Source organism: Acinetobacter sp. RRD8, from assembly GCF_031844225.1.
Taxonomy (GTDB): Bacteria; Pseudomonadota; Gammaproteobacteria; order Pseudomonadales; family Moraxellaceae; genus Acinetobacter.
The window spans coordinates 1-22,684 of sequence record NZ_JAUZUU010000021.1 but is presented as its reverse complement, the minus strand read 5'-3'; the positions used below and the strand labels follow the sequence as shown (position 1 = coordinate 22,684).

At 43.6% G+C, this 22,684-nt stretch carries 22 protein-coding genes; 10 read left to right on the top strand and 12 right to left on the bottom strand.

Annotation, left to right across the window (positions count from 1 at the left end; all coding sequences use genetic code 11):
* Window positions 1–248: 248 nt before the first annotated feature.
* From Q9R24_RS13470 to Q9R24_RS13455, 4 genes are read right to left on the bottom strand one after another with little or no spacing between them, the layout of a single operon-like run.
* Window positions 249–992 (bottom strand): SDR family oxidoreductase, encoded by a 744-nt coding sequence (locus Q9R24_RS13470; protein ID WP_311204693.1) that lies wholly within the window; start codon window positions 990–992, stop codon window positions 249–251.
* A gap of 52 nt (window positions 993–1,044) precedes the next feature.
* Window positions 1,045–1,743, bottom strand: a complete 699-nt coding sequence (locus Q9R24_RS13465; RefSeq protein ID WP_253102108.1) for a histidine phosphatase family protein — start codon at window positions 1,741–1,743, stop codon at window positions 1,045–1,047.
* Complete coding sequence (locus Q9R24_RS13460) at window positions 1,740–2,861, bottom strand: phosphotransferase family protein (RefSeq protein ID WP_311204692.1); 1,122 nt, start codon at window positions 2,859–2,861, stop codon at window positions 1,740–1,742. The genes Q9R24_RS13465 and Q9R24_RS13460 overlap by 4 nt, the downstream gene beginning before the upstream one ends.
* A gap of 52 nt (window positions 2,862–2,913) precedes the next feature.
* Window positions 2,914–4,155: an acyl-CoA dehydrogenase family protein gene (locus tag Q9R24_RS13455; protein ID WP_086044765.1), complete on the bottom strand. Its 1,242-nt coding sequence runs from the start codon at window positions 4,153–4,155 to the stop codon at window positions 2,914–2,916.
* Window positions 4,156–4,250: 95 nt separating this feature from the next.
* Between Q9R24_RS13455 and Q9R24_RS13450 the strand changes: the two genes are divergently transcribed.
* Both Q9R24_RS13450 and Q9R24_RS13445 read left to right on the top strand, forming a co-directional pair.
* The gene (locus Q9R24_RS13450) at window positions 4,251–5,168 is read left to right on the top strand and encodes a LysR family transcriptional regulator (protein ID WP_311204691.1); all 918 of its coding nucleotides are present in this window, start codon (window positions 4,251–4,253) and stop codon (window positions 5,166–5,168) included.
* A 168-nt stretch (window positions 5,169–5,336) separates the two neighbouring features.
* A complete protein-coding gene (locus Q9R24_RS13445) occupies window positions 5,337–5,948 on the top strand; it encodes a thermonuclease family protein (RefSeq protein WP_180181314.1) in 612 nt (203 codons plus the stop codon).
* Window positions 5,949–6,038: 90 nt separating this feature from the next.
* Here the strand turns inward: Q9R24_RS13445 and Q9R24_RS13440 are convergent, their stop codons facing one another.
* The 3 genes from Q9R24_RS13440 to Q9R24_RS13430 are packed head-to-tail and all read right to left on the bottom strand — an operon-like array spanning window position 6,039 to window position 8,602.
* A complete protein-coding gene (locus Q9R24_RS13440) occupies window positions 6,039–6,146 on the bottom strand; it encodes a hypothetical protein (protein ID WP_005251975.1) in 108 nt (35 codons plus the stop codon).
* 9 nt (window positions 6,147–6,155) lie between these two features.
* Window positions 6,156–7,160 carry a cytochrome d ubiquinol oxidase subunit II gene (gene cydB / locus Q9R24_RS13435; RefSeq protein WP_004280450.1) on the bottom strand — a complete coding sequence of 335 codons (1,005 nt, stop codon included), beginning with the start codon at window positions 7,158–7,160 and terminating at the stop codon, window positions 6,156–6,158.
* A complete protein-coding gene (locus Q9R24_RS13430; RefSeq protein ID WP_004280451.1) occupies window positions 7,157–8,602 on the bottom strand; it encodes a cytochrome ubiquinol oxidase subunit I in 1,446 nt (481 codons plus the stop codon). The genes cydB and Q9R24_RS13430 overlap by 4 nt, the downstream gene beginning before the upstream one ends.
* Before the next feature lie 265 nt (window positions 8,603–8,867).
* Between Q9R24_RS13430 and Q9R24_RS13425 the strand changes: the two genes are divergently transcribed.
* On the top strand, window positions 8,868–9,311 hold the full coding sequence (locus Q9R24_RS13425) for a MarR family winged helix-turn-helix transcriptional regulator (protein WP_004280452.1): 444 nt from the start codon (window positions 8,868–8,870) through the stop codon (window positions 9,309–9,311).
* The gene (locus tag Q9R24_RS13420; RefSeq protein ID WP_311204690.1) at window positions 9,308–10,510 is read left to right on the top strand and encodes an MFS transporter; all 1,203 of its coding nucleotides are present in this window, start codon (window positions 9,308–9,310) and stop codon (window positions 10,508–10,510) included. The genes Q9R24_RS13425 and Q9R24_RS13420 overlap by 4 nt, the downstream gene beginning before the upstream one ends.
* A gap of 6 nt (window positions 10,511–10,516) precedes the next feature.
* Here Q9R24_RS13420 and Q9R24_RS13415 read toward each other — a convergent pair whose 3' ends face one another.
* Window positions 10,517–11,497: a helix-turn-helix domain-containing protein gene (locus Q9R24_RS13415; protein ID WP_311204689.1), complete on the bottom strand. Its 981-nt coding sequence runs from the start codon at window positions 11,495–11,497 to the stop codon at window positions 10,517–10,519.
* Window positions 11,498–11,575: 78 nt separating this feature from the next.
* On the opposite strand from Q9R24_RS13415, the gene Q9R24_RS13410 reads away from it, so the two are divergent.
* On the top strand, window positions 11,576–13,399 hold the full coding sequence (locus tag Q9R24_RS13410; RefSeq protein ID WP_311204688.1) for an acyl-CoA dehydrogenase: 1,824 nt from the start codon (window positions 11,576–11,578) through the stop codon (window positions 13,397–13,399).
* A 54-nt stretch (window positions 13,400–13,453) separates the two neighbouring features.
* On the opposite strand, the gene Q9R24_RS13405 is transcribed toward Q9R24_RS13410, so the two are convergent.
* The gene (locus Q9R24_RS13405; protein ID WP_311204687.1) at window positions 13,454–14,668 is read right to left on the bottom strand and encodes an alkane 1-monooxygenase; all 1,215 of its coding nucleotides are present in this window, start codon (window positions 14,666–14,668) and stop codon (window positions 13,454–13,456) included.
* 188 nt (window positions 14,669–14,856) lie between these two features.
* Between Q9R24_RS13405 and Q9R24_RS13400 the strand changes: the two genes are divergently transcribed.
* Window positions 14,857–15,807 carry an AraC family transcriptional regulator gene (locus tag Q9R24_RS13400; protein WP_005262782.1) on the top strand — a complete coding sequence of 317 codons (951 nt, stop codon included), beginning with the start codon at window positions 14,857–14,859 and terminating at the stop codon, window positions 15,805–15,807.
* 2 nt (window positions 15,808–15,809) lie between these two features.
* On the opposite strand, the gene lpxB is transcribed toward Q9R24_RS13400, so the two are convergent.
* Window positions 15,810–16,982 carry a lipid-A-disaccharide synthase gene (gene lpxB / locus Q9R24_RS13395; RefSeq protein ID WP_311204686.1) on the bottom strand — a complete coding sequence of 391 codons (1,173 nt, stop codon included), beginning with the start codon at window positions 16,980–16,982 and terminating at the stop codon, window positions 15,810–15,812.
* Between the two features lie 387 nt (window positions 16,983–17,369).
* Between lpxB and Q9R24_RS13390 the strand changes: the two genes are divergently transcribed.
* The 3 genes from Q9R24_RS13390 (at window position 17,370) to Q9R24_RS13380 (ending at window position 20,068) form a co-directional block, all read left to right on the top strand.
* Window positions 17,370–18,260 carry a sulfite exporter TauE/SafE family protein gene (locus Q9R24_RS13390; protein ID WP_253114489.1) on the top strand — a complete coding sequence of 297 codons (891 nt, stop codon included), beginning with the start codon at window positions 17,370–17,372 and terminating at the stop codon, window positions 18,258–18,260.
* Window positions 18,261–18,387: 127 nt separating this feature from the next.
* On the top strand, window positions 18,388–19,479 hold the full coding sequence (locus Q9R24_RS13385) for a 3-deoxy-7-phosphoheptulonate synthase (RefSeq protein WP_213032097.1): 1,092 nt from the start codon (window positions 18,388–18,390) through the stop codon (window positions 19,477–19,479).
* Window positions 19,480–19,543: 64 nt separating this feature from the next.
* Window positions 19,544–20,068 carry a protein tyrosine phosphatase family protein gene (locus Q9R24_RS13380; RefSeq protein ID WP_311204685.1) on the top strand — a complete coding sequence of 175 codons (525 nt, stop codon included), beginning with the start codon at window positions 19,544–19,546 and terminating at the stop codon, window positions 20,066–20,068.
* 2 nt (window positions 20,069–20,070) lie between these two features.
* On the opposite strand, the gene ispF is transcribed toward Q9R24_RS13380, so the two are convergent.
* Entirely contained in the window at window positions 20,071–20,559 is a 489-nt protein-coding gene (gene ispF, locus Q9R24_RS13375) for a 2-C-methyl-D-erythritol 2,4-cyclodiphosphate synthase (protein WP_216986087.1), read from the bottom strand.
* Between the two features lie 100 nt (window positions 20,560–20,659).
* On the opposite strand from ispF, the gene Q9R24_RS13370 reads away from it, so the two are divergent.
* The gene (locus Q9R24_RS13370) at window positions 20,660–21,313 is read left to right on the top strand and encodes a hypothetical protein (RefSeq protein ID WP_311204684.1); all 654 of its coding nucleotides are present in this window, start codon (window positions 20,660–20,662) and stop codon (window positions 21,311–21,313) included.
* An 82-nt stretch (window positions 21,314–21,395) separates the two neighbouring features.
* Here the strand turns inward: Q9R24_RS13370 and Q9R24_RS13365 are convergent, their stop codons facing one another.
* Window positions 21,396–22,640, bottom strand: coding sequence for a D-amino acid dehydrogenase (locus Q9R24_RS13365; RefSeq protein ID WP_311204683.1), 1,245 nt, complete (start codon window positions 22,638–22,640; stop codon window positions 21,396–21,398).
* Window positions 22,641–22,684 lie beyond the last annotated feature (44 nt).

Below are 22,684 nucleotides of genomic sequence, written 5' to 3'. Positions count from 1 at the left end.
CATGAAATTAAAATTTAAAAGTAATTGATTTAATTAAAAATTAATCGAGAAGATGAATACATAATTCTTAATAATTTAAAGCTTCACATTAACAATCAATATATTAGAATTTATAAGATTTCGCTTTTCTGTAAATTCAAACTATACATTTTTTAGAAAAATACTGATTCAGAAATTTTTCTCAGTTTGTCATAAAAAATAAAAAGAAAAGCACCCTAGCTTCTCTTTTTATAGATCTAAGAGTGCTTTTAACCTAACTTGTTCACCAGTTTGAGTGGTAATACTTTCATAGCTAGACCGAGTGGCAACCAAGGCCATTTCGGTACATAGGCTTTCACTGGCGCTTTTTCAATTTCTGCTGCCAATAAACGTGAACCAGTTTTTTCATCTACTTCAAAAGGTAGCTTTTTCGCACCTTCATTGATTTCAGTCCGAATATATCCTGGGAAAATGGTGGTCACTTTTATTGGCGTATCGATCAATTCAGCTCGGATGCCTTCAGCTAGATGAGCAACCCCTGCCTTGCTTGCCCCATAAGCCGTTAAATGTTTTGGCATACCGCGCATTGCACTCATAGATGAAATCATCACCAGATGGCCAGAGTTTTGTGCACGGAAGATTTCAACTGCAGCTTCACATTGTGCTAATGCCGAAATAAAGTTGGTTTCAACCGTGGCTTTGTTAATGGCGAAATTACCTTTACCGATTCGACGGCCTTCACCGACACCGGCGTTGACGATCACTCGGTCAATTGTGCCAAAATCTTCTTTAAACGCGCGGAAAACCTCAAAAACCTGATCGTAATCGGTCACATCTAAAGTTTTGGCAATGACTTTGATGCCATATTGACTTTCCAGTTCCTGTTTTAAGGTTTCCAGACGCTCCAGGCGACGTGCACAAATTGCCAGGTTATAGCCTTTTTTTGCAAATTCACGTGCCATACCGGCGCCGATCCCTGAACTTGCGCCGGTAATTAAAATTGTTTTAGCCATGTGTTTACCCTATTCCTTTATTTTTATAGCGTATTACGTTTTCAATCTCATTTTAAATCCAGGTCAATAAGTCTGGACGCTGTGCCTTGATAAAATGATGTTCATTTAAACTGAGTAGTTGCGGTTCATTACCCACCAGACGCAGTGTCGTGATACTGGTATTTGTAATCGCCCAGTTTAGGGCAAAGGTTTTCTCCGGGCTCAGCCCTAGAATTTTACCCACTGCAACAGAAATCACACCACCTGAGGTATAGACCACTGCATAGCGCGGACGGCTTTTGGCCAACTGGTCACACAGATTTTCTAAGCCGCTTTCCACACGTGCTTTGAAACTTGGCCAAGATTCATCATATTCATGGTGATAATCATCACCAGTCCAGCGTGCAATGGCACCGCTAAAAATTTTGCTCAGATAATCCCGTGGATTTTCATGTTCTGACACATCCTGTTTGAGCAATTCAGGCTGATTAAAGCGCGGCTCATAACGCGCAAATACCTGCTGATGATTAAACTCATTCCAGGCACTATCGGTCAGAATCTCGCTTTCTGGAAAACATTCATCCAGAGATAACTGCGCCGTCTGTTGATGACGCTGCATGGAGCCAGCCACCACATAAGGTGCTTCTTTTAGGATTTCGTCAAAATAGTGACCCAAAAGCTTTGCCTGTAACTCGCCGTTGGGTGAAAGCTGATCATAGCTTTCTGCACCAAAAGAGGCCTGGCCATGCCGGATCAAGTAAATGGTAGTCATTTTGGCATTATCTCTTTAAATTTAAGCACATACTTTTGTGCAATCTCATTGGCTTCCAGTTTTTGCTTGCCAATCAGTTTTAAGGCACGAATATGCAAGGCATGAATCACCACCCAAAAATCCTTGAACGCTGGATTATTAGTCTGTTTATGGTAATAACGATAATAGATCTGCTGGGCAATCACCGCGAGACGGAAAATTCCGAACACCTCATAAAACGCCCAGTTTTCCGGTTGCAGGCCGGTTTTTCCCAAGTAGTAATCCACCACTTCTTTACGGGTAAACATACCTTTTAGATTGGTCGGCTGGCGGCGTGTTGCCTTAAAGATGGCATTGTCAGTATCTTCCACCCAATAGGCTAAAGCAGAACCTAGGTCCATGAGCGGATCGCCGAGTGTCGCCATTTCCCAGTCCAGTACGCCAATCACTTCAGTCGGATTTTCCGGATTTAAGATGACATTATCAAAACGCCAGTCATTATGAATCACACAGGTTTTAGAATCTGAAGGAATATTATCTTTAAGCCAGTTGCGCACATATTTAAACGATGGAACATTTAAAGTTTTAGCCTTTTCATAACGTACATCCCAGCCTTCGACCTGACGGCGACAATAGCCTTCACCCTTACCGAGATTTTCAAGTTCAGTTCCTTGATAAGGCACCTGATGCAATTCGATCAGTTTATCAATCACATTGATACATAAAGTCCGGATATCGGATTCAGTAAGCTGCAGCTCAGCTGGCATTTTGGCGCGAGGAATAATTCCTTCAAGCCGTTTCATCACATAGAAATCACAACCAATCACTGATTCATCCTGACAAAGCGCGAACATTTCAGGCACGACGGAATAATGTTCAGCCAAGGCTTTCTGCACATGATATTCACGTGCCATATCATGGGCTGATTTGGCTTTGGTACCTTGTGGCGGACGACGTAAAATTAAATCGGCATTGGCATACTGTAAACGGTAGGTCCAGTTTGAAGCTCCGCCTGAATATTGGGTCACTTGCACAGGGCCTTCAACATTCACATTTTGCTGAATTAACCAATTGGTGATGGCTTGTACATCCAGTTCTTCACCTGCACGAACTGCTCCACCTACATCAATAACCGCCATAATTTTTCCTTAAAATTTTTTAATACGTTGCAATTTTCTAGTTAAAGCCAGCTTATTTTTTGCGACGAGTACTGTAGCCACGTTTTGCCAGTTCCAGTTTGGCAATCATGCCCTTATGCACTTCGTCCGGGCCATCAGCCAAACGCAAGGCACGTGCCTGAGCAAAAAATCCGGTTAATGGTGTATCCCGAGAAACACCGGCACCGCCATGGATCTGGATGGCCATATCAACAACTTTTTCCAGCACACTTGGCGCAACGACTTTAATTGCAGAAATTTCAGTCAGTGCTGCCATATTCCCTAAAGTATCCATTTTATAGGCTGCATACAAGGTCAAAAGACGTGCCTGATCAATCGCAACCCGTGCTTCCGCGACACGTTCCAGGTTGCCACCGAGTTTTAAAATCTCTTTGCCAAATGCGCTACGGCTCATACCACGGTCAATCATCAACTCTAAGGATTTTTCCGCAGCACCAATACAGCGCATGCAATGATGAATACGGCCTGGTCCTAAACGACCTTGAGCAATTTCAAAACCCTGACCGGCGCCACCAATAAAATTCGCTACCGGAACGCGGACATTTTCAAAACTGACTTCGCCGTGGCCATGTGGTGCATCGTAGTCACCAAACACTGGCAGCATACGTTCAATTTTTACCCCTGCGGTATTTACCGGAACTAGAACCATCGAATGCTGATGATGACGGTCTTTTGTTTCATCTGGAGTATGTGCCATAAAAATAATGATTTTGGCGTTAGGATCGCCCAGACCTGATGACCACCATTTACGGCCATTCAAAACAATCTCATTACCTTCCACCATCGCCGTTGCCTGCATATTGGTGGCATCACTGGATGCAACTGCAGGTTCAGTCATACAAAAGACTGAACGGATTTTTCCTTCTAAAAGTGGCATCAGCCATTCTTGTTTTTGTTCTTCAGAACCATAACGCCACAATACTTCCATATTGCCGCTATCTGGCGCATTACAGTTAAATACGACTGGTGCAATCAGGCTACGACCTGAAAGTTCGGCAATATGTGCATATTCCTGAACTGATAAACCTTGGCCACGTTCAGGACAAGGGAGAAACATATTCCAGAGGCCAGCTGCCTTGGCTTTGGCTTTTAAGCTTTCCAGTTCTGCTGGCCATTGCCATTTGGTCCAGTCACCGCCTTGATTCAACTCATGAACCTGCTGCCAGAAATCAGCTTCAACTGGTTCAATTTCCTCAGCAATAAATTTTTTGGTTCTATTTAAATAATCTTGTGCACGTGCTGAAAGCTCAAACATCTCTTTTATCCCTCTAAATATTCTAATTCATACGCTTTACAACACCTTAACCCAAAACCTATTATGAATAAAATGATTTTACTCCATACATTATTATGCATAGCATTCATTCTAAAACAGTCATGGACCTGCGAAATTTTCATCGTATCGACATTAACCTTTATCCGCTTTTTATGGCAATTTATGAGCAGAACAGTATTTCTAAAGCTGCACAGATTTTATCAGTTAGCCAGTCTGCTGCCAGTCATGCTTTACAACGTTTAAGACAGCATTTACAGGATGATTTATTTGTACGTACTGGCAGCAAAATGCAACCTACGCCGTTTGCGGAACAGATCTATCCTGAGCTGAAGAATGCACTTTTTGCGATTCAAAATATTTCAATACAGCATCAGCACTTCAGACCGGAAATGATTCAGAGTTTGAAAATTGCCGTTCATGATGAAATTGAGCCAATGATCTTTCCCAGACTCGTTCAGCACTTTCAGCAACTCAATCTGGAAATTCAACTTAGCAGCATGAAGCTGGACCGTAAAAATATAGCAGCAGACCTCGCCTCTCAACAGATTGATTTTGTCATAGATCTGGAACAAAACATTGCTGACAAAATCCAGTTTGAACGCCTGGTGCAAGATGAATTTGTAGTGTGTACACAATTAACAGAAATGAATGAGCAGATTTATCTTGCCTCGCCTCATATTGGCGTGTCATCACGCCGTACTGGTGTTTTGGTTGAAGATATTTATTTAAGTCGGAAACAATATTCACGACAGATTTTTTTACGCTGTCAGCATTACTCAACTGCTCTGCAAATTCTGGAGCAGCAAAAGACAGCCATGCTGACTATTCCTAAAAATGTATTGACGCATTTACAATTGGCTACCAGTCTAAATATTTTTGAAGTCCCTGTGGAACTGCCGAAAATTAATATGGGGATGTATTGGCATAAGGATTTGCAAGAGAATAAAAGACATCAATTTTTGAGAAGTGAAATTTATAAAATTTTTGCTTAGGCTATTTATAAAGGAATGCAAGTTTACTTAGGCTATTTTTATATAAGTTTAGATGGTTGCATCTTCATCTTTTCAGTAGAAAAATATACTTAGGCTATTTTAGCTGGTACAAAACTAAACACTGAGTGATTAGCTTTTAAGCCGTAGATCTACTGGCTTTGCTCTAAAATGGCTCGACTTTTAGCTGTGATTTTACAGCTGGTTTTGCTGATTTGGATCTTGCCTTTGTTAAATCTCTCCATCACCTGGCAAATTGTGCTGGGCCTCGTACTGCTGTGTTTTTCTTATTATCTGCTGCATAAAATTACAGTTTATTTAAAAGATGTTTTCCGCCCCTTTAAGAAAGGCAAAAAATACTGGTGCCGTGTAAAAGCCGTAAGTGATGGTGATACCCTCACCTGCTACCGTTTTAATATTCGTCGCTCTGAGACCAAATTGCGCTTTGCTTTTGTCGATGCCCCTGAATCATCACAAGCCTATGGCAAGGAATCGCAACGTCTGGTCAAAAGCATGGTGAATAATAAAATGGTTCGGGTCAAGATAACCGACATTGACCGTTATGGTCGCTGTGTGGGTGTCGTCTATCGCTATCGCAAAAATATCAATGAAGAGATTGTCAAACGTGGTGCAGCGTGGGTCTATGAAGAATATATCAAGGACAAAACCCATTTACGCTATATGATGGAACTGCAAAATAAAGCCAAGAAACAGAAAAAAGGCCTTTGGAAAAGTAGCCGTCCTGTACGTCCAAGTGTTTATCGTAAGCAGGTAAAATCGTAAATTTTATTTTGTCAAAGATGAATTGCAAATGATAAAAAGTGATCAGGACATTCTGATCACTTTTTTTTCACTCATTTTAGTTTTACCGATTTAATAAGCCAAATGCACCAGAAAGCGGAATGCGCCGGCAATCAGGACCAGCGTTAAAAATCCTGCCAGCCATAGTCCTACAAACCATAATGCCTGTTTGCCTTTCATGACCACTCCTTAATGATAGCCATCATCGCCGACCCTGACCTTATGCCGGAACACCCAATAGGACATACCAGTATAAATCACAATAATAGGAATCAGGATCAAGGCACCAATCAAGGCAAATAGCTGGCTATTTTCATGCGCTGCAGCCTGCCAGATAGTCACGCTCGGCGGGATAATATATGGCCATAGACTGATCAAGAATCCAGTATAAGCGAGGAAAACCAGAACCAGCATATAGGTAAATGGACCTAATTCACTGCGTCTTTTGCAGGCACGTAAGGCCAGCCAGGTAAATAGCAGAACCAGAACTGGAACTGGCATAAAATAGGTGAATTGTGGCTGACTAAACCAGCGTTCGGCAATCTGTGGATGGGTCAACGGCGTATAAATACTGACAGCACCCAATATGATCAGCAAGGCCATAATCAGCTTAGGCATCAGTTTAAACATTCGATCCTGCAAGTCATCTCCGGTTTTATAGATGAGCCAGCCACAGCCTAATGCCGCATAGAGCACCACCACACTGATTCCGGTGAAAATACTGAATGGAGTGAGCCAGTCCAGACCACCCCCAACATAGACACCATTTCGGGTTTCAATGCCCTGAATATAGGCGCCTAAAATCATGCCTTGCAGGAAACTGGTGATCGCAGAACCACCGATAAAGGCTTTATCCCACCAATGCTTACTGCGGTTTGCCTTGAAGCGGAACTCAAAAGCCACGCCGCGGAAAATCAAGGCAATCACCATCAGAATAATTGGCATATACAGTGCCGAGAGTACGGTCGAGTAAGCAAGTGGGAAAGCTGCAAATAACCCTGCACCGCCCAAAACCATCCAGGTTTCATTGCCATCCCAGACCGGAGCCACGGTATTCATCATGACATCACGTTCATCCTGATGCGGAAAGAAAGGAAACAAGATGCCGATGCCCAGATCGAAACCATCGAGAATGGTATAAATCAATACACCCAAACCAATAATCACAATCCAGATTAATGATAAATCAATCATTTTTTGTCCTCCTGATCCGGTTGTTCAGGAACTTCTTCGATACGTTCGCGAATACTACTTAATGGTCGACGCGAGGCCTGAACCACATCGCTATCTGATTCATGATCTGGTCGGGTATGAATAAAATCCGGGCCTTTGTGCATCAGGCGCAACATGTAGTAAATTCCGATACCAAATACCACACAGTAGACAACTACAAAAATAATCAGGGTCAGCCCCACCTGTTCAGCGGAAACCGGAGACAATGCATCCTTGGTTCGCATGATGCCGTAGACTACCCAAGGCTGACGGCCGACTTCTGTGGTAAACCATCCCGCAAGCATGGCAATAAATCCGGAAGGTCCCATAATCAGGGCAAATCGGTGCAATGCACGGGACTCATAAAAGCGACCACGGGTACGTGCCCACGCTCCCCATAACGCCAGTAACAGCATCAATACGCCGAGTCCGACCATAATCCGGAAGCTCCAGAACACCACCAGTGAATTCGGCCGGTCTTCAGGTGCAAAGTCTTTAAGTCCCGTAACCTTTCCATCCATCGAGTGGGTCAGAATCAGGCTCCCCAAGTTGGGAATTGCGACTGCATATTTGGTTTCTTCTGCCTCCATATCTGGAATACCAAAGAGATATAAGGGCATGCCTTCATCATGATTGGTTTCCCAATGCCCTTCCATTGCCGCCAGTTTTGCTGGCTGATGCTCAAGGGTATTAATACCGTGCATATCACCGACGATGACCTGCAAAGGTGCAAGTACCAGAAGCAGCCACATTGCCATGGAAAATGAAGTTTTAACCAGTGCATCGCGACGGCCTTTGATCAGATGCCATGCAGCTGTAGCAGCAACCAGTAAGGCGGAAACCAGAAAGGCAGCCATAGCCATATGGGCCAGACGATAAGGGAAAGATGGGTTAAACACGATAGCAAGCCAATCTTGCGGAACAATCAGGCCATTTTCAATCGCAAAGCCTTGTGGGGTCTGCATCCAGCTATTGGACGATAGAATCCAGAACATGGAAATACAGGTGCCTATCGCAACCATCAAGGTCGAGAAAAAGTGCGCCTTTGGTCCCACTCGCCCCCAGCCAAATAACATGATGCCCAGAAAGCCCGCTTCCAGAAAGAAAGCGGTGAGTACTTCATAGGCCAATAAAGGTCCAGTCACGCTGCCTGCCACCCGGGAAAACTCACTCCAGTTGGTTCCAAACTGGTAGCTCATGACCACACCAGAGACGACACCCATCCCGAATGCCACAGCGAAAATTTTCACCCAGAATTTGAATAGATCCTGAAAAATCGGATTTTGGGTTTTGAGCCAGCGCCATTCCAGAATGGCCAGAAAGCTGGCCAAGCCAATAGAAATTGCCGGAAAAATGATATGAAAAGATACAGTAAAGGCGAACTGTATTCGTGCTAACTCTAATGCAGTTAAACCCAGAGTCATAAGCTTCACCTATGCATTGTTATTTGGCATCTTTGCCCTTCAATTTTTAAGTCATGAATTTTTCTAGTGACATGGCTAGCTTAGGCGTGGCTGTTATAAAAAGTATGTAGTCTTTTGTTGATTATTTTTTAATCAGGTTAAACTATGTAACTCTTGCTGATAAAGAAAATATTACTCTGAATAATTTTTAAAACTCTCCTCTTGAGCTTTAGATAAAACAGGCGTAAATTAGGCCTAAATTTAGTTACCCAGGTTAACTAACCATATGTTTTCCGAATCTCCCCGACTTCGTACGCTGTTATTACGCTGCGCACGACTGATGAGCGATGAGATCAATACGATCTTGTTGTCATCTCAATTAAATTATTCCTTATGGCAGGTGTTATACGTCATCCAGTCAAAGCAACAATGCACGCTGGCAGATATTTCCAGTTATCTCAATGTATCCAAGCCCGGTATTACTAAGCGGATTCAGCAACTGGTTGAACTCGATCTGATTGCCCAACTCGAAACTGAAGACAAACGTCAAAAGCTGTTCAAGTTGAGTGAGCAAGGAATTGAGACCTTTGCGATGTGTTCCAAACAGATCGATGCATTTGAAGATCAGTTGCTTGAGCACGTTGAATCAGATGATCTTGAAGGCAGTAAAAATACCTTGATGCAACTCATTCAGCAGTTATATCCCTCATCTCAGGACAGACCTCAATGAGCCAAGAACAAGAAACGCCTTTATGGACGCCCAATTTTATCCTGATCAGTCTGGTGAATTTCCAGTTGGTTCTGGTGTTCTACTTGCTGGTGATTGTGATTGTCGGCTACTCGGTTGCTGAGCTAGGGGCTTCGACTGCACAAGCCGGTCTGGTATCAGGTCTGTTTATTGTCGGCACCCTATTCGGACGCTTATTGATCGGAAAATTACTGAATCGTCTGGGCCTAAAAAATACGCTTGTCATTGGCCTGACTGGTTTCCTACTCTTTTCCGGACTGTATATGATTCCGGCCAAGCTGGAAGTTTTACTAGGTATCCGTCTGATACATGGCTTTATGATGGGTATGGCTTCTACTGTACTGGGTACAGTGATTGCACAGACCATTCCTGCCACACGACGCGGTGAAGGAATTGGCTATTTCAGCATGAGCAGCACGCTCGGTACAGCAATTGGTCCCTTTGTCGGAATCTGGCTGATGACAAATTTTAATTATCAGCTAATTTTCATCTTTAGCAGTATCGTTGCGCTTAGCTGCCTGATCTGTGGACTGTTTATCCAGCCACCACGCCTTAAGGCAAGTCATTCGTCAGCAGCCTCTACTTCGCAAAGCACCAGCAAACTGGCTCAGTATATTGAACCGAATGCGCTACCGATTGCACTGATTGTACTGCTGGTGGCTACTTCTTATTCAGGCATATTGTCGTTTATTCACTTTTATGCCAAAGAAATTAATCTGGTCGAAGCAGCATCTTTTTTCTTCCTGATGTATGCTTTTGCCATTTTGCTTTCGCGTCCTTTTACCGGCCCGCTCATGGACCGTAAAGGCGAAAATATCATTATCTATCCTGCCATTGTGATTATGGCACTGGGGATATTGCTCCTCAGTCAGGCGCAAAACTCTGTGATGTTACTTGCCAGTGCTGCCTTGCTTGGTTTTGGTTTTGGTAATATCCAGTCAGTGTGTCAAACCATTGCGGTGAAAAGTACGACATTGCAGCGTATGGGGCTTGCTACCTCAACCTTCTTTATTGCCCTGGATGCCGGTCTTGGTTTTGGCCCTTATTTCCTGGGTATGCTGCTGGATCAGATTGGTTATCGTCAGCTTTATCTGTTCTCGGCGCTGCTCACCCTGAGCTGCCTGGTTTGGTATTACCTTCTGCATGGCCGTAAAGCAGGAAAAGTACAGCCTTCTCATTAAAAGCTTTTAAAAGCGCCGACTAAACCGGCGCCGATATTCCAACGGCGTCAGACCGGTTTTTTTATGAAATAAACGGCGGAATGAACTTGGATCCTGATAGCCGACATTTTGCATAATCACATCCACAGCTTGATCGGTTTCTTCCAGTCGTTTACGTGCGGCTTCAATCCGGATCGCTTGTAGATATTGATTGGGCGGTATGTCTAAGGCTTGTTTAAAGCGTCGAATCAGGGTTCGGCCAGTCACATTAAACTGCTCTGCCAGCTGGTTCAAACTAAAATCTTCATGAAAATGCTGCTCTAGCCAGTTCTGGATTTTTTGTACCAGTTCATCATGGTGCGGCTGGCCAATATTCAGCAATGAATAAGACAACTGGCTATCACGGCGGTAATCAATTACGAAAGATTTAGCCGATTGCATGGCCACCTCAAAGCCATACAAGCGCTCAATCAGATGCAAACCCAGGTCAAACCAGGCCAGGCCTCCGCCCGTACAATAGATATTTTGATCCCGGCTAATCATCAGATCGGCATTCAGTTTCACCTTAGGATAGCGTGAACGAAACATGTCCTGAAAACCCCAATGTGTTGTTGCAATTCGGTCATCTAAAATACCTGCTTCTGCCAGAAAAAAATTCCCGGTACAGTTTCCTGCAATTAAAGTCGCCTCTGCATGTGCAGATTTTAAAAAATAAATCAGTTCTGGATTCTGTTGCAATACATCCTGAATCGGTGCAGCGATGGTCGGTACCACCAGAATATCTGCAGTTTGAATCTCTTGATAAGAAAAATGTGCCTGCAACTGCAGCCCATTGATACACCGAATCGGGTGTCCATCCGGACTGGCGATACTCACCTTAAACAGGCGCTGTACATTCTGCTGCTGGATCCGGTTCCAGCTTACACCAGCCATGGCAAATAAATCGACCACACCCGTAATGGCTGAAGCCAGAGCGCCATCAAAGCCTAAAATCACCACCTGTTGCATATTTTTCTATTTGTCACTTTTCACCCGATTCATGTCATTATTGACAATCCTCCTCAATAAAAGCAACTGCTAGTCTTGATGCTATCTCAAGGATTGCACATTCAGGATAGTACCGTGACCCAACTGATTAATGATAAAGATCTGCATTTCCAGCTTTATGACGTATTCAAACTTGAAGCGCTGACTAAACTGCAACGCTATCAGGATCATGACAAAAATACTTTCGACAGTATTCTGGAAACGGCAAAAGGTATCGCGACTGATTATTTTGCGCCGCATAATGCCAAAGCTGATCAACAAGAACCGAACTTTGATGGCAAACAGGTCAAAACCATTGATGAAGTGAAGACAGCCTGGCAACAGTTTGCCGATGCCGGCCTGCTTTGCGCCCAGCATGATTATGCAGATGGTGGCATGCAACTGCCCACTTTGGTGAATATGGCCTGCAATGCTTATTTTATGTCGGCCAATCCGTCAACCGTGGCTTATTCTTTTCTAACAGCCGCTGCGGCGAACCTGATACAGGCTTTTGCCTCCCCAGAACAAAAGCAAATATTCCTACCGCATATGTTGAGTGGCCGCTTTGCTGGCACCATGGCCATGACAGAGCCAAATGTAGGTTCCTCTTTGGGCGATCTGAGCACCAAAGCCATTCCTCAAGAAAATGGAATTTATAAAATTAAAGGCCAGAAAATGTTTATTTCGGGTGGCGATCAGGACATTACCGAAAATATTGTGCATCTGGTCTTGGCGAGGATTCAGGATGCGCCGCAAGGCGTAAAAGGAATTTCCCTGTTTATCGTACCGAAATTCAAAACCAACGAGGATGGTTCACTCGGTGAAGCTAATGATGTACAGCTGGCTGGCTTACTGCACAAAATGGGCTATCGAGGTACTACATCTACAGTTTTAAGCTTTGGAGAAAATGATAATTGCTTAGGCTATTTAATTGGTGAACCCGGTCATGGCTTAAAATATATGTTCAAGATGATGAATGAAGCACGTGTGGGTGTCGGTCTGGGCGCAGCCATGATTGGTTATCGTGGCTATCTGGAATCTCTGGATTATGCTAAAAACCGTCCGCAAGGCCGGCCAGTTCATGAAAAAACACCTGACTCCAAACCGGTGAATATCATTGAACATACCGATGTCAAACGCATGCTACTGGCGCAAAAGTCATATGTAGAAGGTTCGCTGGCACTTTGCTTATTTGCAGCCCGATTAATTGATGAACTTCAGGCAGCTCAAGATGAAGATAGTGCAATTCTGCTTGATCTCATCACCCCGGTGGTCAAATCTTTCCCTTCTGCCTATAGTCCGAAAGCCAATGATCTGGCTATTCAGGTCCTGGGCGGCGCGGGTTATACTCGTGAATATCCGGTGGAGCAATGTTACCGTGATAACCGGCTCAATCCGATTCATGAAGGAACTTACGGCATTCAATCTCTGGATCTGCTGGGACGTAAACTCTGGCAGCATAATGGCAAAGGGCTCAATCTGCTCATGCAGCGCATCCAGAAGACCTTGTCAGAGATTCATGAACCTAAGATAGTGGAACTCGCAAAGATCTATAAACAGCATCTTGCCACTGTGCAAAAGACTACACAGATTTTAGGCCAGGCCTTGCATCAAGGCAAAGTCAGCGAAGCTTTGGCCAATTCAGGCCTGTATCTGGATATGATGGGTAAGACCATCCTAGCCTGGCTATGGCTGGAAATGGCGAATCAGGCTCAACTCAAGTTTGGCACATCTTCGCAGGCAGAAGATCAGACTTTTCTGGCAGGGAAAATTCAGGCAGCTCAATATTTTATTCGCTGGGAACTCCCTGAAATTGAACATCAGGCCAAATTACTGATGCATCTGGATGATACTTGCCTGAATATGCAAGCCGACTGGTTCTAGGCAGAATTAATCAAAAAATGCGCCTTTATCGGCGCATTTTTATTTTGTAATTCATTAAGCTGTAGAGTTATTTACACCAAATTTTTTAAATAGCTTGGCACGCTTGGAAGGCAAGATATTAGCCTTACTTAAATCGCCCTGATAGTGCTGATATACCCGCTGATCCATGATTTTGTACCATAAAGGTGGAATCAAGGCTGGAATCAGCATGGTTGCATAACCGCTGGGTAATTCTGGCGCTTCATCAAAATGCCGCAACGCCTGAAATGGACGGCTTGGAAAAGCATGATGATCAGAATGGCGTTGTAACTGATACAAAAACAGATTAGTTACGATATTGTTGTTATTCCAGCTATGTTCCGGCAAGGTTCGCTCATAACTGCCATCCGCTTTCTGTCCACGTTTCAGTCCGTAGTGCTCGATATAATTCACAATCTCAAACAGGCTAACGCCATAAAATGCCTGTGTCAGTGTATAAGGAATAATTTTCTTGCCATGCGCCTTTAGCATCAAGGCATGATAGCCGGCACTCATGGCCCAACCATGAAACAGCTCATTTTCCTGATTAAAGAATTTCAGTCCCTTACGCTCGAGCCGTCTTTTTTCAATCTGGATTGCAGATTTTAATCCGCCTATTACGGTACGTGGCCAGAAACGGTAAAAAGATTCACCCATTTTTGAAGATGCCGGATCTTCTGGTGTCGCCACCCGTTTATGGTGTCCATAAGGATGTTCGATCCGGAAATGGTTATAGCCCAAAGGCATCAGGCTGGCATGAGACCAGTAATGGTCTTTTTTCTGGGGACGATGGCTGAGTTCATGTGCGGTATTCACCCCCACACCATTAATCGCACCCATAGAAACTCCAAGCAGTACCTGATCCAGCAAAGACACATTTGGCCGGCTTACGACATAACCGGCAAAGGCATTGGCTGCCATTTGCAAGGGAATAAATGCTTTTACAATGCGGTCATAATAAGGATCGTTAACCAGTGCCTTGATCTGCTCATCATTTGGGTTATTGGCATCATCGCCAATCAGGGCATCCAGAGTCGGAATGATTACGTGCAGTAATAATAGTCCGCCCATGGCAAAGACTTTTTTAGTCGATTTGGGACCAAAATGATAACCGGCCAGAATTCCCATTCCGATCACAGGCAGACCTGGGCTGAGCAACCAGCCAAAACGTTTTTTATCCAGATTGACACCTTTTAGTGCCGACGCTTCCTGCGTAAACTGCGCTTTCTGGATTTGTGCAGGGGCATTCATTGCGACCTTCCTTTTTTATGTTACTCTGCACTTATAGTTGATTATTTCAGCAGTAGCGAACAGTATTCAACGTCCAGAAAAGCTATGTCAGCGTCTTTGGCACATGCTGCCAAATTCTGGCCTAAAATCACAAAGTTAAAAAATTTATAGTCAATTAAATGAAATAAAACAGAAGAATAGAGTTAGGCATGGATGCTTTAAGTAAAATTTTTGATGATATTCATCTGGAAAAATCGGAATATCTTTATCTGAATGTATTTCATCCGGGCGGCTTTGACTATCAACATGAACCCTTTATGCTGGCCTATATCCTGTTACAAGGACAGGCGCAATTAAAGTTCATGAATGGTGATCGACTGGAGCTGCAACAAGGTGATCTGGTGCTATTACCCGCAGGTTCCTCCCATCATGTTTCCTGCCCAGACAATGCCGATTTTTCTGAGCACCATGCGATTAACCCTTATTTTCAGAGCAATGCACAGCAATGTGTTGATCTCAATCGGGAAAATTCGGCGGAGCATAGTTTCATACTGGCTATTCGTTCTAGCTTGGATATCCAGATGGCCAAACCTCTTTTGAGTGCATTACCTAAATACCTGCATATTCAACATATTCTGGGTGATACGGCGCCAGAATGGTTACAGGTTGGCTTGCAGTTTCTGGCACTGGAAACCCAGCAGCTTCGTCCCGGACGTGACAAGATTCTGGATCATCTGGTCAGTATTTTACTGATTGAATGCGTACGTGATTATATTTTAAACCTGGAAAATGCCTCGAGCTGGCTAAATGCGCTCTCGCATCCGGAACTATCCAATGCACTGGCAGCGATTCATGGCAAACCTGAACAATTCTGGACTGTAGAAAGTCTGGCCGAACAATGTCATATGTCACGTTCCAAATTCGCCCAGTTATTTACCCAGATTGTCGGTGAACCGCCCCTTGCCTATCTGCAACAGCACCGCCTGCGTCTGGCAGCGCAATATTTGAGAAATAGTGGATTTGGTATCCAGCAGATCGCTTATCTGGTTGGTTATTCATCCGAGACGGCGTTTAGTCAAAGTTTTAAAAAACAGTTTGAACAGACGCCCACCCAATACCGGCTGAATTGTCAGAAGAACCAGTCTTTATTACCAGACTAAAATTACTGGACTAATGCCAATACTGCTGTGACCGGATCTTCGCTATTGCCAGAAAGTAGCTGCTTGTGCATGGTGATATGCTGCATAACCTGAATCTGCGCTGCTTCAATATCCATCAGTTTTTCAATTTCAGCTGCCAGATTTTCAGGTGTAGCAGCGGATTGGATGAGTTCTTGAATCACTTTTTTGCCAGCAATTATATTTGGTAATGAAAAATATGGGATTTTTACCAGTAATTTGGCAATTCGATAGGTCAGCCAGTGCAATTTATAAAAAGTCACCATCGGACGGTGCAGCAACATCGCTTCAAGCGTTGCAGTTCCAGACGCCAGTGCAATAATATTGGATGCATTCATGACCTGACGGCCAATTTTGGATTCAGCGCTGGTATTTTCCATCAAGCGAATTTGGGTTTTTAAGCTCTCAGGATAAGTGGCCAGTAAACTTTCGATTTGCTGCTTGCGTGCATCATTAATCGCAGGAATCAGAAAGGTATAATCCGGATATTTGTGATGCAGAATATTAGCTGCATCCAGAACCAAAGGTCCCAAACGCTCAATCTCGCCACGGCGGCTTCCCGGTAATAAGGCAATATATTTCTGATGTGGATCGAGGCCTAATTCTATCTGAGCCTCCAGAATTGGATTTTCAAGTGGCAATTGGCTAGCGAGCGGATGTCCGACAAAAGCTGCAGGAACATCCCATTTTTTAAAGAACGCTTTTTCAAATGGAAACAGGCACAGCACCAGATCAATACTGGCTTTAATGCCATGTATACGGCCTTGACGCCATGCCCAGACCGAAGGACTGACGTATTGCACGGTTTTAATCGGTAACTGTTTTTGTTTAATGGTTTTTGACAAACGCAGGTTAAAATCAGGCGCATCAATCCCGATAAAAATATCGACCGGATCTTTAGTCCAGGTTTCCACCAGACCATCCCGCACAGCAAACAGTTTTTTAATATCTTTTAAAACTTCGACAATGCCCATCACCGATAAAATATCCATCGGATAATAGCTTTTAAAGCCTTCAGCGATCATTTGTGGCCCACCGATACCTTCAAATTCAGCATCAATGCCTTGCTCACTAAAACGGCGAATCAATTTTGCGCCAAGCGTATCTCCAGAAACTTCACCGACCACGATTCCAATTTTAAGTTTTCGATTTAGCAAGTGGGTTTCCTCTCAGATCCGCATGGAAATTTATTGAATCGGGATTCTAACATAATCCTATGGCTATTCCGGAAGAAGCTTAAGTATCTTCTAATTTTAAGAAACCCACCGTTTAGAATAACTTAGTCAATAAGGGAGCTTGCATAACAAGAATTAAATCGACATTTACAGGTACATTCAATTAGACAGAAATGGGGCAAATCGGACAGTTAAAATCAATCATTATATTCGCACTTTATACATAACCCAGTGAATAAACATGAAAGATCACCTAATATTCTTCACCTAGCTTTATCTTTTTTATGCATAAGTAAATCAATAATCAAGACAACGACTTATATCCAAAAGTCATAAGATATGCTCGTTTTTTGATTTTGGCATATATGCATGTTTGGTCCGATTGAATTTATTTTAGCAGGCGTTCTGGTAGGTTTTTGTGTAGGTGTCACCGGTGTCGGTGGCGGTTCATTAATGACGCCAATTCTTATCAGTTTATTCCGGATTGAACCGCATATCGCGATTGGTACTGACCTGCTCTATGCCGCGATTTCTAAATTCTGTGGCTCGTTTGTGCATGCCAAGAAAATGAATATTGTCTGGCCGATTGTGATCTGGCTGGCCGTTGGCAGTATTCCCGCATCTTTTGCAACACATTGGGTTCTTGATAACTATCTGAGCCAATCAACGCATTACAAGGCCGTCCTGACCATGGTATTGGGCTTTATGCTAACCATTACCGGCTTATCCATTCTGTTTCGTAGCCAGATCGAAAATCTTTTTAATAAATACAGAAAACAAGAACTACCGGATATGACCCAAGATCTGGAAAAAGTAAAGCTGCAAGCCAAGGAAAAGCGCGTAGCCATTATCATCATGGGCATTATCTTGGGCATATTTGTCACGCTCTCTTCAGTGGGTGCCGGCGCATTTGGCATCATGGCACTTGTAGTGATGTTCCCGAATCTGCCGATGATTCGTATCATTGGCTCAGATGTTGTGCATGCAGTGTTACTGACCCTGGTTGCAGGGCTGGGTCATATGTCTTCAGGCAATGTCGATTTCATGCTACTCATGTGGTTATTGGTGGGTTCTATTCCGGCAATTATTGTGGGGACCTTGCTTAGTTCACGTATGCCGGAAAAACTGATCCGCAAAATTTTAGGTATCACCCTATTTGCCCTCGGTGTAAATTTCATGATTAATCCTGTGAAATCAAAACCGGCCCAACCTGCTGAAACAGCAATGATAATCATGAGCCAAAATTCCCCGTCCGTTTAAGTTAACTATCCGATTCATCACTTTTTTTTCAAAGAAGTATTCATCTTTTTTATAACAAAGTGACGCATCATTCATGTTATATTCGGGCTATTAAACAACCTTTTGTATGATCGAACCAGTGACGGCAATGAATACACAACAGTCAAATCCTATTTCAGCATCAGATATTGATGACGTGAATATCCACAGCATGATTCCTCTTGTAACCCCTGCCGAGCTTAAAGCAGAGTTACCGTTGACTGAAACTGCTTATCAAACCGTACTGCATGGTCGTGAAACGATTCGTAAAATTCTGGATGGTGAAGACAAACGCCTGTTCGTTGTAATTGGCCCTTGTTCTATTCACGATCCAGAGGCGGCGCATGAATATGCTGAGCGCTTAAAAGTGCTGAGCGAAAAAGTTAAAGACAGCTTATATATCGTGATGCGGGTTTATTTTGAAAAACCACGTACTACCGTAGGTTGGAAAGGTCTGATCAATGACCCAGACATGAATGATTCATTCAATATTGAAAAAGGTCTGCGTATCGGTCGCAAGCTATTACTTGAACTGAATGAAATGGGCTTGCCATGTGCCACTGAAGCACTTGATCCAAACTCGCCACAGTATTACCAAGACCTGATTTCATGGTCAGCAATTGGTGCACGTACCACAGAAAGCCAGACCCATCGTGAAATGTCTTCTGGTCTTTCTTCACCAGTCGGCTTTAAAAATGGTACTGACGGCGGTTTAACGGTCGCGACCAATGCGATGCAATCTGTGAAACATGGTCACAGCTTCCTCGGTCTGAATGATCAAGGCCAGGTGGCTGTGATTCGCACTTCAGGCAATCCTTATGCTCACGTGGTACTGCGTGGCGGTAATGGCAAGCCGAACTACGATGCAGGCTCGGTTGCCGATGCAGAAGCTGCTCTAGCCAAGGCCAAAGTCAGCACCAAGATCATGATTGATGCCAGCCACGCCAACTCTAACAAAGACCCGTACCTGCAACCACTTGTACTTAAAAACATTTCCGAACAAATTCTTGATGGAAACAAGTCAATTGTTGGTATTATGGTAGAAAGTCATCTTAAGGGTGGTCGTCAGGACATTCCGGCGAACCTGAATGATATGGAATACGGTCAATCCGTTACGGATGGCTGTATCGACTGGGAAACGACTGAAAAAGTTTTACTCGACATGCATGAGGCATTGAAAGACATTTTACCTAATCGTTAAATGATCTGACCAACGCCATCGCCAAGATGGCGTTTGCATTTCTAGAACAAGGAAAATTTATCTGATGAATGATATTGAAACGGCATTAAGCCAGATTGAGAATTTTCAATTCGTACACGAACATCTGTTTAGCTCCGGTCAACCAACTACTGCCCAGCTACAGCTGATGAAAGAATACGGTGTATCTACAGTCATCAATGTGGCGCTGACCGATAGCGAACAGTATCTGCCGCATGAAGATAAAATTTGCCTTGAGCTGGGACTGAACTATATTCAGGTTCCGATTTCCTGGGAAACCCCTTCAGACAATCAATGCCTGCTGGTACTGGACCTGATCGATCATCTGGTAAAAGAGCAAATGGTCTGGGTACATTGTTCGCAAAACTACCATGTCAGCTGTCTGATGTACTTATATCGTCAGTACTATATGGATATCGATATGCCTACAGCACAAGAACACTTGCATCAGATCTGGGAACCAAATGAAACCTGGACCGGTTTAATGCATGCGGTTGCCCTACAGCTACAAGGTCGTAAAGCAACGCAGGAACTGGAACTTTCCCTGATTAATCCAAATTATTTTGCCTGATTTTATTTACTGTGGCTCAACAGCACGGTTGCCATGGACATAATGCCTTCCTGACGACCGGTAAAACCTAACTGTTCAGTGGTGGTGGCTTTAATACTGATTTGAGTCACATCAACATCCAAGACATCTGCAATACTTTGACGCATCGCCAGATTGTGCTTAGCCAGTTTTGGACGTTCACAGGCCACGGTAATATCGGCATTATTCAGGTGATAACCACGATCCAGAATTAGCTGATAAACATGCTTGAGTAGTACCCGGCTATCTGCACCTTTAAACCCAGGATCTGTATCTGGGAAATGCTGGCCAATATCTCCAAGCGCCAATGCACCCAACAAAGCATCACAGAGTGCATGCAGCACTACATCACCATCCGAATGTGCTTTCAGACCGTGAGTATGCGGAATTTGAATGCCTGCCAGAGTGACAAAATCACCTTCTTCAAATGCATGCACATCCAGCCCCTGGCCAATACGAATTTGTGCGATCACCTTATACATCCTTTAGAAATAGCCCATTGAAATCTTGTACACTTGCTTTCTATTTCGCTATAGTTAGACCAAGCGTAACACAGTGAAAGTATAAGCGATCATGCTACTGAAAACTGATATAAATATGTTGAAAATAATTGGCCTGATGCTCGGTCTGGGGATGATTTCTACAGGTAGCTCGGCGATCACACTAAACTGTAGCGATGACAGCCAAAAAACGGCTGCCATGAATAAAGTCTGCTCAGCATCGCTGGCTGAATCTCGTGCAAAACTCGCAGACCAATACTTTACTGCTTTTCTGATTACCGATGCGCCTGTGCGCTTATTACAAGATAGCCAACAATTATGGGCGACCCGTTTACAGCAATGCAAAACGCTAGACTGTTTTAAACAGCAGTTTGAATGGCGTTTAGATGATTTAAATGTCTATATTTCACTGAATCAAAGTCTGACCCAGCATTATATTAAGTTTGAACAGGGACAAATCGCCAAGCAGCCTGTACATCTCAAGATTCATCAACTGACCAAAGACCGGATCAAGATTGAAGGCCTAGCCTATCGTAATCCAAATAACCGGACCGAGAAGCAGATCATTCCTTTTTTAGCCTATACTACGCCTGAGACAAAAAACCAGATCACCGATAACGAAAATGACTGCCGCTATGAATTTAATTATAGTAAAGCCATTTTAGCGGTCAGTAGCAAGCAGAAAGGCTGTGAACGCTTTACCGGTATTTATCGACTATATGATTGATTTAATTTCAAAATACTATAATTTATCGTCATATAAAATGAGATTTTTGGTGTAAAAAATAGCCCGCAAGCGGGCTATCAATTTAAGCAGGATAGTATTGCGCAATTTCCTGACTGATCATTGCAGCCGTTGCAGCTGATAAAGTCCAGCCCAGATGACCATGCCCGGTATTGTAAAAGACCCGCTCATATTTGCCACGGCGTACCACAGGCATCATATTTGGCATCATTGGGCGTAAGCCCGCCCAAGGCACCACATGCTCAGTACACAGGTCAAAATTACGATTGGTCCAGTCAATTAAAGGTTGAATTCGGTCAGCACGAATATCCCGGTTATAGCCATTAAACTCGGCTGTTCCTGCAACACGCAAACGATCCTTGCCTAGGCGTGACAAGACAATTTTCGCACTTTCATCTAGCTGACTGACCCAAGGTGCTTTGTTCTGGCTCTGCTCATCATTCAGTTGCACGGTAATCGAGTAGCCTTTGACTGGATAGACATTGACTCGCTCACCAAGTATTTCAGCCAATTGATAGCTGCCAACCCCTGCACAGACCACTATGGCATCTGCATTAATTTCTAGAACATCATCTGGAAAGGAATGGACATTTTCAGTACTAGGTTTGCATTTAACCCGAATATTCTGAGCCTGATGATCAACAACAAAAACATCTTGACCAAACTCAAATTTCACGCCTTTTTGCATACAGGCTTTGGCCAAACAGGTACTAAATTTATGAATATCCCCGGTGGCATCGCTCTGACAGTAAAATCCTGCATAATAATCGCCAGTTAATGCAGGTTCGATCTGCTTGATTTCTGCATTGGAAATGGCATTGCGCTCCAGACCACCGCTACACAACAGATCATTGACTTTGATCGCAACATCATAATCTGTCTTGTTATGATAAAAATGTAAAATTCCACGTTTTTCTAAATTGAAATCAATATTTTCTGTTTCGGCAATTTCAAATAAGCGTGCTCTTGCCAGTAAAGCCAGCCGTACAGTCTCTCGGGTATTGGCTTCATAATGTTTGATATTGCCCAGAAATTCCATGAGCCAGCTGTATTTATGCACACTGAAAGAAGGATTGAGCAAAAGTGGTGCGGTTTTTTGTGACATCCATTTGATGCCTTTGAGTACCGTGGCTTTCTGGTTCCATACTTCGGCATTACAGGCAGAAAGCTGGCCGCCATTGGCAAAGGATGTTTCCATTGCCGGATAAAGATGCCGATCAACCACAGTCACTTGATAGCCTGATTGTGCCAGCTCATAAGCTGTGGTTACTCCGGTAATACCGGCCCCAATCACCACGACATGACGCATAGACACCTCCTTGATTATATTGATGTCTTTTCCCATCTGTCATG

Excerpts from the sequence above, each read along its gene's own strand:
- Q9R24_RS13470 (WP_311204693.1), bottom strand. The coding sequence starts at position 992 with ATGGCTAAAACAATTTTAATTACCGGCGCAAGTTCAGGGATCGGCGCC.
- Q9R24_RS13465 (WP_253102108.1), bottom strand. The coding sequence starts at position 1,743 with ATGACTACCATTTACTTGATCCGGCATGGCCAGGCCTCTTTTGGTGCA.
- Q9R24_RS13460 (WP_311204692.1), bottom strand. The coding sequence starts at position 2,861 with ATGGCGGTTATTGATGTAGGTGGAGCAGTTCGTGCAGGTGAAGAACTG.
- Q9R24_RS13455 (WP_086044765.1), bottom strand. The coding sequence starts at position 4,155 with ATGTTTGAGCTTTCAGCACGTGCACAAGATTATTTAAATAGAACCAAA.
- Q9R24_RS13450 (WP_311204691.1), top strand. The coding sequence starts at position 4,251 with ATGCATAGCATTCATTCTAAAACAGTCATGGACCTGCGAAATTTTCAT.
- Q9R24_RS13445 (WP_180181314.1), top strand. The coding sequence starts at position 5,337 with ATGGCTCGACTTTTAGCTGTGATTTTACAGCTGGTTTTGCTGATTTGG.
- Q9R24_RS13440 (WP_005251975.1), bottom strand. The coding sequence starts at position 6,146 with ATGAAAGGCAAACAGGCATTATGGTTTGTAGGACTATGGCTGGCAGGA.
- cydB (WP_004280450.1), bottom strand. The coding sequence starts at position 7,160 with ATGATTGATTTATCATTAATCTGGATTGTGATTATTGGTTTGGGTGTA.
- Q9R24_RS13430 (WP_004280451.1), bottom strand. The coding sequence starts at position 8,602 with ATGACTCTGGGTTTAACTGCATTAGAGTTAGCACGAATACAGTTCGCC.
- Q9R24_RS13425 (WP_004280452.1), top strand. The coding sequence starts at position 8,868 with ATGTTTTCCGAATCTCCCCGACTTCGTACGCTGTTATTACGCTGCGCA.
- Q9R24_RS13420 (WP_311204690.1), top strand. The coding sequence starts at position 9,308 with ATGAGCCAAGAACAAGAAACGCCTTTATGGACGCCCAATTTTATCCTG.
- Q9R24_RS13415 (WP_311204689.1), bottom strand. The coding sequence starts at position 11,497 with ATGCAACAGGTGGTGATTTTAGGCTTTGATGGCGCTCTGGCTTCAGCC.
- Q9R24_RS13410 (WP_311204688.1), top strand. The coding sequence starts at position 11,576 with ATGCTATCTCAAGGATTGCACATTCAGGATAGTACCGTGACCCAACTG.
- Q9R24_RS13405 (WP_311204687.1), bottom strand. The coding sequence starts at position 14,668 with ATGAATGCCCCTGCACAAATCCAGAAAGCGCAGTTTACGCAGGAAGCG.
- Q9R24_RS13400 (WP_005262782.1), top strand. The coding sequence starts at position 14,857 with ATGGATGCTTTAAGTAAAATTTTTGATGATATTCATCTGGAAAAATCG.
- Q9R24_RS13390 (WP_253114489.1), top strand. The coding sequence starts at position 17,370 with ATGTTTGGTCCGATTGAATTTATTTTAGCAGGCGTTCTGGTAGGTTTT.
- Q9R24_RS13385 (WP_213032097.1), top strand. The coding sequence starts at position 18,388 with ATGAATACACAACAGTCAAATCCTATTTCAGCATCAGATATTGATGAC.
- Q9R24_RS13380 (WP_311204685.1), top strand. The coding sequence starts at position 19,544 with ATGAATGATATTGAAACGGCATTAAGCCAGATTGAGAATTTTCAATTC.
- Q9R24_RS13370 (WP_311204684.1), top strand. The coding sequence starts at position 20,660 with ATGCTACTGAAAACTGATATAAATATGTTGAAAATAATTGGCCTGATG.
- Q9R24_RS13365 (WP_311204683.1), bottom strand. The coding sequence starts at position 22,640 with ATGCGTCATGTCGTGGTGATTGGGGCCGGTATTACCGGAGTAACCACA.